Consider the following 16,158-nt stretch of genomic DNA (forward strand, 5'->3'; position numbering starts at 1 on the left):
GGGCACACCCGGGCGGCCGCCGGTGTCAGAACGCCTCGTCGAGGGCGACCTTGCCCTCCACCCCCCTCTGGTAGGCCGAGACGCGGCGTTCGAAGAAGTTGGACAGCTCCTGGACGTCCTGCAGCTCCATGAACGAGAACGGGTTCTGCGCGCCGTAGCGGGGCGGGAGGCCGAGCCGGACCAGGCGCTGGTCGGCCACGTATTCGAGGTAGGTGCGCATGTCGTCGGCGCTCATGCCGGGCAGGCCGGCGCCGCACAGGTCGCGGGCGAAGCCGAGCTCCGCCTCGACGGCCTCCTCCATCATGCGGGTGACCTGGCCGGTCAGCTCCGGGTCGAACAGGCCGGGCTCCTCGGCCCGGACGGTGTCCACCACGGAGAACGCGAACTCCATGTGCATGGACTCGTCGCGGAAGACCCAGTTCGTTCCGGACGCGAGGCCGTTCAGGAGGCCGCGCGACCGCAGCCAGTAGACGTAGGCGAAGGCGCCGTAGAAGAACAGGCCCTCGATGCACGCGGCGAAGCAGATGAGGTTCAGCAGGAAGGCGCGGCGGTCGGCGGCGGTGCGGAGCTCGTCCAGGGCGCCGAGCGAGTCGATCCAGCGGAAGCAGAACGCCGCCTTCGCGCGGATGGACGGGATGTGCTCGATCGCCGCGAACGCCTTCGCGCGCTCGTCCTGGTCGGGCAGGTAGGTGTCCAGGAGCGTCAGGTAGAACTGCACGTGGACGGCCTCCTCGAACAGCTGCCGCGACAGGTAGAGCCGGGCCTCCGGGGCGTTCACGTGCTTGTAGAGGTTGAGCACCAGGTTGTTCGCCACGATCGAGTCGCCGGTCGCGAAGAACGCGACCAGCCGGTTGACGAGGTGCACCTCGGCGGGTGTGAGGCGGGCCAGGTCGACGAGGTCGGACGCCAGGTCCACCTCCTCCACGGTCCACGTGTTGCGGATCGCGGCGCGGTACCGCTCGTAGAAGTCGGGGTAGCGCATGGGCCGCAGCGTCAGGTCCATACCGGGATCGAGCAGCATCATTGGCAGGCCTCGCAGGTCTCGGGGTTCTCCAGGGAGCAGGCGGCCGCGGCCGACTGGGCGGTGGCCGACTGGGCGGCGACCGTCGTCTGCGCGATGCGGGTGGCCGGGCGGGAGCGCAGGTAGTAGGTCGTCTTGAGACCGCGCCGCCAGGCGTAGGCGTACATCGAGGAGAGCTTCCCGATGGTCGGCGTCTCCATGAACAGGTTCAGCGAGTGCGACTGGTCGATGTACGGGGTGCGGGCGGCGGCGAGGTCGATCAGTGCCTTCTGCGGCAGTTCCCAGGCGGTCCGGTAGAGGGTCCGCATCTCGTCCGGGAGGTCCACGAGGCCCTGGACGGACCCGTTCGCCTTCTTGATCGCCTCGCGGACGGCCGGCGTCCACAGGCCGAGCGACTTCAGATCGTGCACCAGGTAGTTGTTGATCTGCAGGAACTCGCCGGAGAGCGTCTCGCGCTTGAACAGGTTGGACACCTGCGGCTCGATGCACTCGTAGCAGCCCGCGATGGACGCGATCGTGGCGGTCGGCGCGATGGCGATGAGGAGCGAGTTGCGCAGGCCGACCTCGGCGACGCGCTCGCGGAGCCTTTCCCATTCCTCGGGCCGGGTGGGGGACGCGTCCGGGAAGTGGTCCGGATGCAGGACCCCGCGGGCCGTGCGGGTCAGGTCGTACGCCGGGAGCGGACCGTGGGCGGCGGCCAGGTCGGCGGACGCGCCGTAGGCCGCCAGCGCGATCTCCTCCGAGATGCGTGTGGACAGGTCGCGGGCCTCCGGCGAGTCGAAGGGGAGGCGGAGCGTGAAGAAGACGTCCGCGAGACCCATCACGCCGAGGCCGACGGGCCGCCACCTGTGGTTCGCCGTCTCCGCCTCGGGCGTCGGGTAGAAGCCGCGGTCGATGGTGCGGTCCAGGAACCGGACGGCGGTACGGACGGTGGCGCGGAGCCGGTCCCAGTCCACGCCGGACGGCGTGACATGCGCGGCGAGGTTCACCGACCCGAGGTTGCAGACGGCCGCCTCTCCGTCACCGGTCACCTCCAGGATCTCCGTACAGAGGTTCGACAGATGAACCGTCTGACCGGGTTCGGCGGTCTGGTTGCAGGCGCGGTTGGCGGCGTCCTTGAACGTCATCCACCCGTTGCCCGTCTCGGCCAGGGTCCGCATCATCCGCCCGTACAGCTTGCGCGCCGGAAGCTGCCGGACGTACCGGCCTTCCTTCTCGGCGTCGCGGTACGCCCGGTCGAACGCGTCGCCCCACAGGTCCGCCAGCTCGGGGACCTCCTTCGGGTCGAACAGCGACCAGGTCGCGTCCTGCTCGACGCGGCGCATGAACTCGTCCGGGATCCAGTTCGCCAGGTTGAGGTTGTGGGTGCGGCGCGCGTCCTCGCCGGTGTTGTCGCGCAGTTCGAGGAACTCCTCGACGTCGGCGTGCCACGGCTCCAGGTAGACGCACGCGGCCCCCTTGCGGCGCCCGCCCTGGTTGACGGCGGCCACGGACGCGTCGAGCGTGCGCAGCCACGGGACGATGCCGTTGGAGTGCCCGTTGGTGCCGCGGATCAGCGAGCCCCGCGACCGCACCTTCGTCCACGAGATCCCGATGCCGCCCGCGTACTTGCTGAGCCGCGCCACCTGCGCGTACCGCTCGTAGATCGACTCCAGCTCGTCGCACGGCGAGTCGAGCAGGAAGCAGGACGACAGCTGGGGACGGCGCGCCGCGGAGTTGAACAGCGTCGGTGAGCTGGGCAGGTACGACAGCGTGCTGAGCAGCCCGTACAGTTCGGCCGCGTCGTCCACGGTGTCCGCGAGGCCGCACGCGACACGCAGCAGGAAGTGCTGCGGGCGTTCCAGGACGAGGCGCGTCCGCGGATGCCTCAGCAGGTACCGGTCGTAGAGGGTGCGCAGCCCGAAGTACTCGAAGCGGTCGTCGGCCGACTCGTCGACGAGCGCGTCGAGCGCGGGCGCGTCGGCCGCGACGAACGCGGCGGGCGCGTCCGCCAGCAGACCCGCGCGGTGCGCGGCGGCGACCGACTCGGCGAACGTCCGGACGCCCGCGGCGGCCGCCTCCTCCCGGATGCGGGTGCCGAGGAGCCGCGCGGCGACCCGGGAGTATCCGGGTTCGGCGGGGACCAGGGCGCCCGCCTCGCCGATCGCGAGGTCCCGCAGCGCCGCCGCGTCCGCCCCGTCCCCGGCCCGGACGGCGGCCAGCACCCGGCCCGCGTCGACGCCGGGTATCGCGGCGCAGGCGGCCTCGACCTCGGCGGCGATCTCCGCGAACGGCGTGGGCGGCGCCGGTGGCGCGGCCAGATCCTGTGTCACGTGCTCTCTCCCCTCGCAGGCCGCCTCGCGGAGGCATGCGAACGGGACGCGAGCGGCCCCGCCGGGGCGCGCCGCGCTCCGTCCCGGCCCACCCGCGAGGCAAGGACATGTCGGTCTGGGGGATGAACCCCAGACTTCAGAAGTCCGTCAGGCGATCCTCGCTCCGCTGGAGCTCCACTGCGGTCACCCGACGTCCTCGTGCGGGCAGGTCTTCGGACTCGCGGGCGCCGCCTCGTTCCGAGGCGTCCTACTGGCCGTCGCTTCCCGGGCCGGGTGGCCCAGTGCTCGATGACGGCGGTCGTTCCCGCTCACCGCTGCGGGGCAGTCCCGGATTCGCACCGGGTTCCCTCTCACGTCGCCCCCGCCGCGGACGGCGGGGGCGAACCAGCACGGGATTGAACCCTACATCTAGTTGACGATCTTTGCGCAACCCCAAGATGTTGGGCGTGTCTGAAAGCCTTGGCGGGGTCGGCTGCGCGCGCGGCGACCCGGGTGGGAGGATGGTGCGCGCCATGTCCCCGCATGCCCCGAACCCGGTGTTCCGGACCGCTCGCGCGGTGGTGTTCGCCACCGTGTGCGTCACCCTTGCCATCGCCGGGCACGTGCTGGCCGCGGGGACGGTCCCGGCCTGGTCGGCGGCGGTGGGGTTCGTCCTCGTCCTCGGCGTGACGCTGCTGCTGGCGGGCCACGAGCGCTCGCTGGCGACGATCCTGGGCGGGCTCCTCGGCGGGCAGTTCGCGCTGCACACCCTGTTCACGGCCACCGCCGGGCCGGTCCACCATCCGGCTGCGCACGGCGCGATGGCGCACGGCCCGGACGTCCTGGTCCCGGTCGCGCACGGCACGGACGGCCCCGCGATGACGCTCGCGCACACCCTGGCCGCGCTCGTCGCGGCGTGGTGGCTGCGGCGCGGTGAGCGGGCCGCGTGGACGCTGGCCCGGCGCCTCGCCGCCGCGGCGGACCGCCCGATCCGGCTGCTGCTCGCCCTCCTCACCGTTGAACCCGCGGCGCCGCCGCGGCGTATTCCCGTGACACCGGCGGCCGTCGCCGGCCCGGCCACCGGCCGGGTCCTGCGGCACCAGGTCGTCCGGCGGGGTCCCCCGCCGCGTTCGAGGGCGCTCGCCTGAGCCGAGCGCCGTACGTCACCGGGACGCCGGACCACGGCGCTCCCGCGTCTTCCCGTACGACTCGAACGGAGTTCCGTCATGTCCTTCATTCCGCATGCCCGCCGGGCGGGCGCGGTCGCGTCCCTCGCCGCGATCTCGGTCACGGGCCTGGCCACGGCCGCGTCCGCGCACGTCACCGCCAACCCGAAGAGCGCCGAGCAGGGCTCGTACGCCAAGGTCGCGTTCCGGGTGCCGAACGAGCGGGACAACGCGTCCACCACGAAGGTCGTGGTGCACCTCCCGGCCGAGCACCCGCTGTCGTCGGTGTCGGTCCGTCCCGTGCCCGGCTGGAAGGTGCAGGTGGAGAAGTCCAAGCTGGCCGAGCCGATCGAGGCGCACGGCGGCAAGCTGACCGAGGCCGTCAGCAAGATCACCTGGTCGGGCGGTGAGATCGAGCCCGGCGAGTTCGAGGAGTTCGACGTCTCCATGGGCCGGCTGCCCACCGACACCGACCGGATGGTCTTCAAGGCGGACCAGACGTACTCGAACGGCGAGGTCGTCAAGTGGGCGGAGGAGCCGCCGGCGGAGGGCGCGGAGGAGCCCGAGCACCCCGCCCCGGTTCTTAGGCTGCTTCCCGAGGGTGGCACGGAGACCGCCGGGCTGACCGCACAGCAGAAGCCCGCCGAGCCCGCGGCGGCGTCCGCCGACGACGGGACGGCCCGCCTGCTCGGCGGCGTCGGCATCGCCGTCGGAGTGGTCGGCATCGGAGTCGGCGGAGCCGGCATGGCACGAGCGAGGAGCAAGGCATGATCCGCATGGCGAGGCTGGCCGCGGCGATGACGCTGACCGTCGCGCTGTCGGCGCTGTTCGCGGCCCCGGCATCGGCGCACGACACCCTGACCGGTTCGAGCCCGAAGAAGGACGCGACCGTCGAGGCGCCGCCGGAGATCGAACTGACCTTCTCGGCCCCGGTGCGGCTACCGCGCGTGGTCGTCACGGACACGGCCGAGAAGCGGTTCTTGACGGGAGCTCCTGAGGCGGTCGACAACAAGGTCACGGTGGCGCTCAACGGGACCATGCCCAACGGCGAGTACACGGTCGCGTGGCGCGTCGTGTCGTCGGACGGCCACCCGATCCAGGGCACCTACAAGTTCACCGTGGAGGGCGCGCCCGCCGGGTCCGCCGCCCCGTCCAGCGCCCCGTCCAGTGCCGCGGCCGAGCCCCCGGCCCCGGCACCGACCGCGACCAACGCCGCGTCCTCGGAGGATTCGGGCGGCTCGTCGGGCTGGCTGTGGATCGGCCTGATCGCCCTCGTCATCGGCGCGGCGGCCGGCGCGATCGCCTGGCTCCGCCGCTCCACGGCGTCCGAGAACTGATCGATTCGGCTACCGGTCGGGTGATTACATGATTACGGTGATTACCCGACCGGTTGCACCCTTGGGGGCCGAATGATCGTCGAGTACATCCGCTACCGCATCGACCCGCGGGCGGCCGAGGAGTTCGAGGCCGCCTACGCGCGGGCGTCCGCCGCGCTCGCCGCCGCACCACAGTGCGTGGACTACGAACTGTCCCGGTGCGTCGAGGAGCCCGGCGGCTACGTCCTGCGCATCGGCTGGACGTCCGCCGACGACCACATGAAGGGCTTCCGGGGCGGCGAGCACTTCCCCGCGTTCTTCGCCGAGATCAAGCCGTACGTCCAGGCCATCGAGGAGATGCGGCACTACGAGCGGACGTCCGTGCGCGGCACAGGCTCGTCCGTCCCGACGATGTACGAGTGGGCGGGCGGCGGCGAGGCACTCGAACGCCTCACCGAGGTCTTCTACACGAACGTCCTCAAGGACGACCTGCTCAGGCCCCTGTTCGAGCACATGGCACCCGGCCACCCGAAGTGGGTCGCGATCTGGCTGGGCGAGGTGTTCCGCGGCCCCGAGCGGTACGGCCGCGAGCGCGGCGGATACCACCACATGGTCCGGCAGCACCTCGGCAGGGCCATCACCGAACCGCAGCGGCGCCGCTGGGTCTCCCTGCTGATGGACGCCGCGGACGAGACCGGCCTCCCCGCCGACCCGGAGTTCCGCGCCGCGTTCACGTCCTACATCGAGTGGGGGACCCGCATCGCCCTCACCAACTCCCAGCCGGACGCCGAGCCGCCCCTTGAAGCTCCGATGCCCCACTGGGACTGGGGCGTCGCCCCGCCCTACATCCCCACCAGCCCCTGACCGAGCTCCACGCGAGACGTGCCGTCCTCCCGCACCGGGAGGGCGGCACGTTGATGTACTCGCCTCGGTGAGGGAGACCTTTCATGGCGAGCGCTTCGGCCTGCGTTCATGGTCCGTTCGCCCGGTGGTGGTTGGGTGCCGCGTATGCGCGCTTGCCTGGCCGTCTCCGCACGGGAACCCGATGAGCCGATCCCGCACGAGGTGCTGGAGGCGGCCCGGTGGGCCATCGCCGAGGCGGTGCCCGCGCCCGCCGACCGCTGGCGGACCGCCGAGTGGATCTCCCCCGATGGCGGTACCGCACTGCTCGCCTGGTCGAACGAGCCTCCCGAGGACCCGTTCCCGGACCCGCTCCTCACCTCCGGTGACCGCGTCCTGAGCTACTGCGGCTACCTGGGCGGCAAGGGCGACGCCGACCTGCTGCTGGACGCCGCGGCCCTCGGGGACGACCTCGACGACATCGGCGGCTGCTTCTCGGTGTTCCGCGCCGGGCCGGACGGCTTCGAGGCCGCCACGTCCGTCACCCGCGCCTGCCCCGTCTACCACGCCGAGGCGGGCGGTCTGCGGTTCGCCGCGTCCCGCGCCCTGCTGGCGCACCTGGCGGCGCGCGCCGCGGCGACCGGGCTGAGCCGCCCGGCGCCCGCCTACGACGTGATGGCACTGCAGTCGATGGTCCGGCACGGGTTCTTCGTCTCCGACGAGACGCCGTTCGAAGGCGTGCGGGCGGTGCCGAACGCCGCCACGCTCGTCGCGCGGCGCGGCCGCGCGGTCGGCGTCGTCCAGCGCCCGCTGCCCGAGCAGGGACGGGCGCCGCGCGGCCGCGGGGAGGCCCGGGAACGGGTGGAGCCGCTGGCCGAGGCGCTGCTGGCGGCCGTGGAGCCGTTCAAGTGGCACGACCGGCCGATGCGGCTGGCGCTGTCCGGGGGCCGCGACAGCCGGCTGATCGCCGCCGCCTGCCACGCCGCCGGGGTGCCGTTCTTCGGGGCGACCCACGGCCTGGCCGACAGCCCCGACGTGCTGCTGGCGCAGCGGGTCGCCGAGGTCCTGGGGGTGGAGTGCGAGGTGACGATCGACAAGCAGCGGTCCGGTGCGGTCGTCGTCCGGCACCCGCTGCGTCGCGCCCACGCCCTGGTCCGCATGTGCGAGGGCATGAACTCGGCCTACGAGGGCGTCAACCGGTGGGCGCCCTTCGACCCCGAGCCGCGCAGTTCGGGCTCCGGCGGGGAGCGGCTGCGGGGCGGTTTCCTGTCCGACCAGCCCGACCTGACCCGCGACGGCGTCCACCGCCGCCTCAGGACCGTCTTCCTGGCCCAGCGCGAGTTCCTCACCGCGGACGCCAACGCCTACGCCCAGCGCTACTACGACCGGTGGGCCGACCGCTACGAGCGCGACGGCGTCGACATCCTCGACAAGCTGCACATGTTCTACAAGACCGGCCGCTGGCTCGCGGGCTCCCACACGGCGACGCTGATGAACTGGGCCTACTACCACCCCTTCCTCGACAACCGCGTGGCGCGGGCCGCGCTGGCGCTGCCCGTGGAGTGGCGGCTGAGCGAGGAGCCGCTCGCGCTGGTCATGCACATGCTCGCGCCGCAACTGCGCGACATCCCGTTCGACGGCAAGCGGTGGCGGTTCGAGCAGCGGCGGCCCCGCTCGCTTCGCGAGTGGCCGGGCTGGCGGCGCCGCGCCACCCCGCCGAGCACGCCGGCCGGCGGGTTCAACTGGCGCAAGTCGTACGGTCCGGAGCTCGCGGACGTGTTCCGCGAGCACATCCTGGACGGGCCGCCCGAGCTGTTCTCCATCCTCGACCGCGGCGCCGTGGAGCGGCGGCTGGCCGAGGTGCCGCCGCGCCGCCCCGGCCAGAGCTGGCACCTGCTCTCGCTGAGCGTCCTGCTGTCGGGCGCCTGGCGCGAACCCGAACCGGCCGACCTCCCGGACATCGAGGTCCCCGCCCCGTAGCCGCCGTTCACCTCGCGTCGCCAAACGAAGCTTCGGCCGACCTTAAAGAAACGCGCCGATACCCCCGTTCGGGGGTGGCGTACGTCACGCGGTATGGCGACGATCCTCGTACCGGGTGTCCGTGCGGCTTCGAGGAGAGACCATGCCCGCAGTCGAGTTCCGTGCGGCGCGCGACTTCCTGCTCGCGCATCGTGATGACTACGCGACCGCGTACGAGAAGTTCCGCTGGCCGGTGCTGACCGGCTTCAACTGGGCGCTGGACTGGTTCGACAAGGTCGCCGACAGCAACGACTCGCCCGCGCTGTGGATCGTCGAGGAGGACGGCTCGGAGGCCAGGTACTCCTTCTCGGACCTGTCGCGGCGGTCGAACCAGGCGGCGAACCTGCTGCGGCGGGCCGGGGTGCGGCGCGGCGACCGGATCATCCTGATGCTCGGCAACCAGGTCGAGCTGTGGGAGACCGTGCTGGCCGCGATGAAGATCGGCGCGATCCTGATCCCGTGCACGCCGCTGCTCGGCACCGCGGACCTCCAGGACCGGCTGACGCGCGGCGACGCCCGGCACGTGGTCGTCTCGTCCGCCGACACCGGCAAGTTCGACGGCGTCCAGGGCGAGTACACGAAGATCGCCGTGGGCGGCCCGGTGGACGGGTGGGTGGACTACGCCGGCGCGTACGAGGAGGCGGAGTCGTTCACGCCCTACGGCCTCACCATGTCGCGGGACACGCTGCTGCTGTACTTCACGTCCGGGACGACGGCGAAGCCGAAGCTCGTCGAGCACACGCACGCGACCTACCCGGCGGGGCACCTGTCCACGATGTACTGGCTCGGGCTGCGGCCCGGGGACGTCCACCTGAACATCTCGTCGCCGGGGTGGGCCAAGCACGCGTGGAGCAACATCTTCGCGCCGTGGAACGCCGAGGCGTGCGTGTTCATCTTCAACTACACCCGGTTCGACGCGGACCGGCTGCTCGACACCCTCGAACGCTGCGGCGTCACGAGCTTCTGCGCGCCGCCGACGGTGTGGCGGATGCTGATCCAGGCCGACCTGGGGCGGCTCGCCACCCCGCCCCGGGAGGTCGTGGCGGCCGGCGAGCCGCTCAACCCTGAGGTGATCGAGCGGGTCCGGGACGCGTGGGGCCGGACGATCCGGGACGGGTTCGGGCAGACCGAGACGACCGTGCAGATCGCCAACACGCCCGGCCAGCCCGTCAAGCCGGGCTCGATGGGACGCGCCGCGCCCGGCTACCGGGTGGTGCTGATCGACCCGCTGACCGGGCTGCCGGGGGACGAGGGCGAGATCTGCCTTGAGCTGGAGGACCGCCCGCTCGGGCTGATGGTCGGCTACCACGGCGACGAGGCGCGCACCGAGGAGGCCATGGCGGGCGGCTACTACCACACGGGCGACATCGGTTCCCGCGACGAAGATGGGTACATCACCTATGTCGGGCGGGCCGACGACGTGTTCAAGGCGTCCGACTACAAGATCTCGCCGTTCGAGCTGGAGAGCGTGCTGATCGAGCACGAGGCGGTGGCGGAGGCCGCGGTGGTGCCGTCGCCCGACCCGGTCAGGGCGGCCGTGCCGAAGGCGTACGTGACGCTCGCGAACGGCTGGGAGCCGGACGCCGCGACCGCGAAGGCGATCTTCGAGCACAGCCGGGCGCAGCTGTCGCCGTACAAGCGGATCCGGCGGCTGGAGTTCGGCGAGCTGCCGAAGACGATCTCCGGCAAGATCCGCCGCGTGGAGCTGCGGGCCGGCGAGTTCGCCAAGGACCCCGGTTCGATTCCCGGTGGGGGGACGACCCCCCACACCCCCCGGAACGACATCGGTGACCGTCCCGACAACGAGTTCCGAGAGGAGGACCTGCGATGACGCCGTCCTACGCGTCCGGCGTCTCGGCCGCCCCGCTGCTCGGCGACACGATCGGCGCGAACCTCGACAAGACGGTCGCCGCGTTCCCCGAACGCGACGCGCTCGTCGAGATGGCCACCGGCCGCCGCTGGACCTACGAGCGGTTCTCCGACGACGTGGCGGCCGTCGCGCTCGGCCTGCGCGGCCTCGGCATCGCCAAGGGAGACCGCGTCGGGATCTGGGCGCCGAACTGCGCCGAGTGGATGCTCGTGCAGTACGCCACCGCCAAGCTCGGCGCGATCCTCGTCAACATCAACCCCGCGTACCGCGTCCACGAGCTGGAGTTCGTCCTCAACCAGGCGGGCATCCGGACGCTGGTGGCGGCGAAGTCGTTCAAGACGTCGGACTACGCGGCGATGATCGAGGAGGTCGGGCCGAAATGCCCCGCGCTCCAGGACGTCGTGCTGATCGGCGGCCCGGAGTGGGACGCGCTCGTGGAGTCGGGCCGGGCGGGCGACCCGTCCGCCCTCAACGGGATCGGCCTGACGCTCAGCCCCGACGACCCGATCAACATCCAGTACACGTCCGGGACGACGGGCTTTCCCAAGGGCGCGACGCTGTCGCACCACAACATCCTCAACAACGGCTACTTCGTCGGTGAGCTCTGCGGCTACGACGAAGAGGACCGCGTGTGCGTCCCGGTGCCCTTCTACCACTGCTTCGGCATGGTCATGGGGAACCTGGCGGCCACCAGCCACGGCGCCTGCGTCGTGATCCCCGCGCCGGCGTTCCACCCGAAGGCGACGCTGGAGGCGGTGGCGGCCGAACGGTGCACGTCGCTGTACGGGGTGCCGACGATGTTCATCGCCGTCCTGGCCGAGCCGTCGCTGGCCGACCTGGACCTGTCCGCCCTGCGCACCGGCATCATGGCCGGGTCGCCGTGCCCGGTCGAGGTGATGAAGCAGGTCATCGAGCGGCTCGGGATGGCCGAGGTCGGGATCTGCTACGGCATGACGGAGACGTCGCCGGTGTCGACGCAGACCCGCGCGGGCGACTCCCTCGACCGCCGCGTGTCGACGGTCGGGACCGTCCATCCGCATCTGGAGATCAAGATCGTCGACCCGGCGACCGGGGTCACGGTCCCGCGCGGCGCGCCGGGCGAGTTCTGCACCCGCGGCTACTCGGTGATGCTCGGCTACTGGGAGGAGCCGGACCGGACGGCGGAGGCCATCGACGCGGCCCGCTGGATGCACACCGGCGACCTCGCGGTGATGGACGACGACGGCTACGTCACCATCACCGGCCGCATCAAGGACATGGTCATCCGGGGCGGCGAGAACATCTATCCGCGCGAGATCGAGGAGTTCCTCTACACCCACCCCGACATCGTGGACGCGCAGGTCATCGGCGTCCCCGACGAGAAGTACGGCGAGGAGCTCATGGCGTGGGTGCGGCTGCGCGAGGGCGCGCCGGGCCTCACCGCCGGGGAGCTGCGCGCGTTCTGCGAGGGCAGGCTCGCCCACTTCAAGATCCCCCGCTACGTGCACGTGGTGGACGAGTTCCCCATGACGGTCACCGGCAAGGTCCGCAAGGTGCAGATGCGCGACGAGGCCGCCGCCATCCTCGGACTGCCCGACCGGCCCGAGACCGGCCGCCGCTGACAAGGGCCGGGTTCTAGGGCCCAGGACCCTTTCGAGACGGGTCCCGGGCGAGGCATCCTCGGGTCATGGGTGCGCCTACACCGAGGGGCCGTCCCCCCAGCATGTCGCGCGACGACGCGGGTTCCGTCCGGTCGGCGGTACTGGCGCTCCAGCGCGCGACCGGCCTTCCCATGGTGTTCGGCGGCGCCGTGCGCGGGGGCGCGGTGTCCGGCGGCGGGCCGGACCGCCTGCGCATCACCGAGCTGGTCGGCAACACCACCGACTCGCTGAACGGCCTGGTCGTGCACAGCGGCAGCGGCCTCGGCGGCAAGGCGATGGCGATGGGGCGCCCCCTCTGGGTGAGCAACTACCCGTGCTCGGCGTCGATCAGCCACGACTACGACAAGCCCGTCGGCCGGGAGGGGCTGCTGTCGATCGTCGCGGTGCCGGTCGTCGTGCGGCGGCGGGTCCGCGGCGTGCTCTACGGGGCGCTGCGCGAACCCCTGTCGCTCGCCGACCGCGTCGTGGGCGCCGCCGTCGACGCCGCCCGCGACCTCGAACAGGACCTCGCCGTCCGGGACAGGGCGGACGAGGCGCTGGCCCGCGCCCGGCCGGGCACGTCCACGGCCCGGTGGGAGGAGGTCAGGGCCGTCCACGCGGAACTGCGGGCGCTGGCGGAGGAGGTCGCGGACCCGCCGACGCGCGACCGGCTGCGCGAGGCGTCGCTGCGGCTGGCCGCCGCGGGGCTGGACGAGCCGGACGCCTCCCCGCGCCCCGCGCTGTCGCCCCGCGAGCTGGACGTCCTGTCGTACGTCGCGGTCGGCTGCACCAACGCGGAGGCCGCCGGGCGCCTCGGCCTGCTCCCGGAGACGGTGAAGAGCTACCTGCGCTCGGCGATGCGCAAGCTCGACAGCCACACCCGCCTGGAGGCGGTCACCACCGCCCGCCGAGCGGGCCTCCTGCCTTGAGAACAGGGAGGGCCTTAAGGCACCGCGGGGCCGCGCGGACCTTTCTGGTGGTGACCCTGGCCGGCGACGGGGTCAGCCTGGCGTTCGGTGATGTCCAGCACAGATCGGCCCCCGTGGCGCACTGCCTGGACGGATCGGTCACCAAGCGCCGGCTGCGCCGGGCCGTGGTCGCACGGGCGTCCCGCCTAGTTCCGGCATGGGACGTCCGGCCCTCGATTTCGCACTGGAAACCGTAACACCTCTGCGACCCCAAGCTCAGCGCCCCGGTCCTCGCGCACGTCAGGTCGCTGCTCGGTCAGAACCACGTCCGGACGTAGTCCACGACGGCGGGGCTTTCGGCGGCGGCGTCGTCCACGACGGGGATCAGCGTCCACTTGTCGAGGGCCGTGCACGGGTGCGACAGCCCGAGCCGCACCACGTCGCCGACCTCGGCGGAGCCGTCCACCAGGTAGGCGTGCTGGTCGTTGAGCGCGGTGATCCGGGCGCCTTCCACGGGCCCGGCGCCCCTCCCCCGCACGAACTGCGGCCCGGGCAGGCCCGCGTCGAAGGGCAGGTCGCGGCGGCCCGCGTCCAGGATCGCGAGGGCCGGCTCCGGGCGGGACACGACGCGCGCCCACCCGTGCATGGCCGAGCGCAGCCGCGACCCGGCGCCGCCCGTGCCCCGCGCGAACGGCGAGATGCCCCGGTAGAAGCCGTCGTCGTGGACGATGTACGCGCCCGACCGCAGCACGACCCGGCCCGCGAGCCCGCCGAGGACCTCCGCGACCTGGTCGAAGAACGAGCTGCCGCCCGCCGACACGACCGGCTCGCCCACCTCGTAGTCCAGCCCGCCGTGCAGGTTCGCGAGCCTGCGCAGGTAGGCGTCCACGGTGCCGCGCCCCTCCTCGGACGCGTCCCGCGCGAGGGCGCCCTCGTATCCGGCGATCCCGGCGAGCCGGAGGGTGCGGGCGCCGCGGACGGCGGCGGCGACCTCGCGCGCGTCGCCGTCGTCGCGGACGCCCGTGCGCCCGTTGGGGCCGCCGAGTTCGACGCACACGTCGACCGGGCGCTGCCCGCGGGCCAGGCGCAGCGCCTCGTCCATCAGCTCGACCGCGCGCACGGAGTCGACCCAGCACAGGAACTCGAACCCGGGGTTCAGCTCCAGCTCGGCCGCCAGCCAGGCGAGCCCGGCCGGGTCGAGGAGGGTGTTGGCGAGCACGACGCGGCGGACGCCGAACGCGCGGGCGACGCGGAGCTGCGGCAGGTTCGCGAGCGTGATGCCCCAGGCGCCGGCGTCCAGCTGCGTCCGCCACAGCGCCGGGGCCATCGTGGTCTTGCCGTGCGGGGCGAGGTCGAGCCCGGCCGCCGCCGCCCACTCCGCCATGGTCCGGACGTTGTGGTCGAGGGCGCCCGCGTCCAGGGTGAGCAGCGGCGTCCCGAAGTCGTCCAGGGGCAGCCGCGCCCGGCGGGCCTCGGCGACCGTCATGCCGTGCGCCCACACCGGGATCGCCTTGAACCGCCAGTCGAGCCGTTCTTCGCCGAGCGCGTCCACCGCCGTGCCGTCAATCCCCACTTACGACCTCCCGCAAAGGTCCACCGGATCGAGATCCCATAGCAACCTCCTACCCACTCAAAACCCCGATAGCGTGGGCGATGTGGAGGTTGATGTGGCAGGTGGGACATCCCGCCGCAAAGCTCTCTGGCTGCTCGGCGCGTGCGCCGGCCTCACCGCCCTCGGGGCGGACGCCGCCCGCCCGCGAGCCGGATCCGGGACGGCGGCCGCGGCACAGACCACCGCCCGCGCACGGCCGGCCGTCACGCCGACCCCGACGCCGAAACCGACCCCCCGTCCCGCCGCGTGGACGCCGGGGAAGCTGACCGCGCTGAAGACGCCCGTCCAGGAGCTGTCGCAGCTGTCCCCGCCGCCGCCGCCGAAGTCGATCGCGCTGACCCTCGACGACGGGCCGCACCCGAAGTGGACGCCGCGGATCCTCGACCTGCTGGCCGAGCAGCAGGTCCACGCGACGTTCTTCATCATCGGCGAGCAGGTGAAGGAGCATCCGAGGCTCACCCGCCGCATCGCCGACGCCGGGCACCAGATCTGCAACCACACCGAGACGCATCCGATGTCGATCGCGGGCCTGTCCCGGAAGCGGGTGCGCACGGAGATCGGCGACGCGCACGACCGGATCGCCGACGCCACCGGCGTCGTCCCGCAGTTCTTCCGGTCGCCGGGCGGCGCCTGGTCCAAGACCGTCCTGGAGGTCACCGCCGAGCACGGCATGCTGCCGATCGACTGGGCCGTCGACCCGCGCGACTGGGCGCGGCCGGGCGTCCGGCGCATCCGCAAGGCGCTGCTCAAGGGCAAGGACGGCGAGATACTCCTGTGCCACGACGGCGGCGGCGACCGCGCCCAGACGCTGAAGGCGCTGGAGGACGTCATCCCGAAGCTGAAGAAGCGCGGCCTGACCTTCGTGGCGCTCTGAGCCCGCTACTCCCGGCGGCGTAGCGGCGAAGCCCTCCGGCGGACGACGACGGGGGCCGCACCCGCACCGGACGATCCCGGTATCGGTCGATCTCCGGAGCAAGGAGTGCAGTCATGCGCAGGAACCCCCTCAACACGGCCACACTGATCACGGTCACCGGGCTGGTCACCGGGGCCGTCGGCCTGCTGGTCCAGAAGGTCGCCGGGGTGGACATGCCGCCCGTGCCGCCCGGCCTGGTCATCCTGCTGGTGGTGGCCGCCCTGATCGTCGTGACGCGGTGGCGCTGGGTGCTCGTGCTCGCCGTCCTCGGCGGGCTGGCCGAGATGCCCGGCGCCGTGGGCGGCGCGCTCGACGCCGACACGTTCGGCGAGATCGCCGGGGCCGCGGTCCGGACGGGCGGCGCCGCCGTGGCCGTCGTCGCGGGCACCGCGGCCCTGGTCACGGCCTTCCGCACCCGCGGCCGCGAAACGGAGCCGGCGGCGCGGTGACCCCGCCCGCGGGCCCACCGGCCTCGCCCGTCCCGGCCTCGCGGCCGCGGACGGGCGAGCCGCGTCACGGCGGGCCCGGGTGCACCTAACTACACCCCCGCTCCGGGTTGGGGGCACACTGTGCTCGTGGGTTC

The 16,158-nt window shown here is 72.7% G+C and carries 13 protein-coding genes and 1 riboswitch; of the genes, 10 read left to right on the plus strand and 3 right to left on the minus strand.

The genetic code is table 11. The features are described 5' to 3' along the window. Positions 1–25: 25 nt before the first annotated feature. Both E1289_RS11190 and E1289_RS11195 read right to left on the minus strand, forming a co-directional pair. Positions 26–1,024, minus strand: a complete 999-nt coding sequence (locus tag E1289_RS11190) for a ribonucleotide-diphosphate reductase subunit beta (RefSeq protein ID WP_243712748.1) — start codon at positions 1,022–1,024, stop codon at positions 26–28. Beyond that, a complete protein-coding gene (locus tag E1289_RS11195; RefSeq protein WP_131978603.1) occupies positions 1,021–3,333 on the minus strand; it encodes a ribonucleoside-diphosphate reductase subunit alpha in 2,313 nt (770 codons plus the stop codon). Before E1289_RS11195 ends, E1289_RS11190 begins: the two co-directional genes overlap by 4 nt. A gap of 185 nt (positions 3,334–3,518) precedes the next feature. Next, a riboswitch (cobalamin riboswitch) is annotated at positions 3,519–3,737 on the minus strand. 108 nt (positions 3,738–3,845) lie between these two features. Between E1289_RS11195 and E1289_RS11200 the strand changes: the two genes are divergently transcribed. The 8 genes from E1289_RS11200 to E1289_RS11235 all read left to right on the plus strand — a co-directional run bounded on the left by E1289_RS11200 (position 3,846) and on the right by E1289_RS11235 (position 13,071). Further along, positions 3,846–4,460: an MFS transporter gene (locus tag E1289_RS11200; protein ID WP_131978606.1), complete on the plus strand. Its 615-nt coding sequence runs from the start codon at positions 3,846–3,848 to the stop codon at positions 4,458–4,460. Between the two features lie 78 nt (positions 4,461–4,538). Beyond that, entirely contained in the window at positions 4,539–5,249 is a 711-nt protein-coding gene (locus E1289_RS11205; protein WP_131978609.1) for a YcnI family protein, read from the plus strand. Next, positions 5,246–5,815 (plus strand): copper resistance CopC family protein, encoded by a 570-nt coding sequence (locus tag E1289_RS11210; RefSeq protein WP_243712749.1) that lies wholly within the window; start codon positions 5,246–5,248, stop codon positions 5,813–5,815. The genes E1289_RS11205 and E1289_RS11210 overlap by 4 nt, the downstream gene beginning before the upstream one ends. 72 nt (positions 5,816–5,887) lie before the next feature. After that, entirely contained in the window at positions 5,888–6,658 is a 771-nt protein-coding gene (locus E1289_RS11215; RefSeq protein WP_131978612.1) for an antibiotic biosynthesis monooxygenase, read from the plus strand. A 144-nt stretch (positions 6,659–6,802) separates the two neighbouring features. Then, entirely contained in the window at positions 6,803–8,614 is a 1,812-nt protein-coding gene (locus tag E1289_RS11220; RefSeq protein WP_131978615.1) for an asparagine synthase-related protein, read from the plus strand. 142 nt (positions 8,615–8,756) lie between these two features. Beyond that, positions 8,757–10,484, plus strand: a complete 1,728-nt coding sequence (locus E1289_RS11225; RefSeq protein ID WP_131978618.1) for an AMP-binding protein — start codon at positions 8,757–8,759, stop codon at positions 10,482–10,484. After that, positions 10,481–12,124, plus strand: coding sequence for an AMP-binding protein (locus tag E1289_RS11230; RefSeq protein WP_131978621.1), 1,644 nt, complete (start codon positions 10,481–10,483; stop codon positions 12,122–12,124). The genes E1289_RS11225 and E1289_RS11230 overlap by 4 nt, the downstream gene beginning before the upstream one ends. 101 nt (positions 12,125–12,225) lie before the next feature. Next, positions 12,226–13,071 carry a helix-turn-helix transcriptional regulator gene (locus E1289_RS11235; protein ID WP_131978624.1) on the plus strand — a complete coding sequence of 282 codons (846 nt, stop codon included), beginning with the start codon at positions 12,226–12,228 and terminating at the stop codon, positions 13,069–13,071. Positions 13,072–13,366: 295 nt separating this feature from the next. Here the strand turns inward: E1289_RS11235 and E1289_RS11240 are convergent, their stop codons facing one another. After that, entirely contained in the window at positions 13,367–14,623 is a 1,257-nt protein-coding gene (locus tag E1289_RS11240; RefSeq protein WP_243712750.1) for an amino acid deaminase, read from the minus strand. Positions 14,624–14,717: 94 nt separating this feature from the next. Between E1289_RS11240 and E1289_RS11245 the strand changes: the two genes are divergently transcribed. Next, positions 14,718–15,536 carry a polysaccharide deacetylase family protein gene (locus E1289_RS11245; protein ID WP_243712751.1) on the plus strand — a complete coding sequence of 273 codons (819 nt, stop codon included), beginning with the start codon at positions 14,718–14,720 and terminating at the stop codon, positions 15,534–15,536. Positions 15,537–15,649: 113 nt separating this feature from the next. Continuing rightward, a complete protein-coding gene (locus E1289_RS38145) occupies positions 15,650–16,024 on the plus strand; it encodes a hypothetical protein (RefSeq protein WP_165970434.1) in 375 nt (124 codons plus the stop codon). Positions 16,025–16,158: the final 134 nt, after the last annotated feature.

Source organism: Actinomadura sp. 6K520 (assembly GCF_004349245.1).
GTDB lineage: Bacteria > Actinomycetota > Actinomycetes > Streptosporangiales > Streptosporangiaceae > Spirillospora.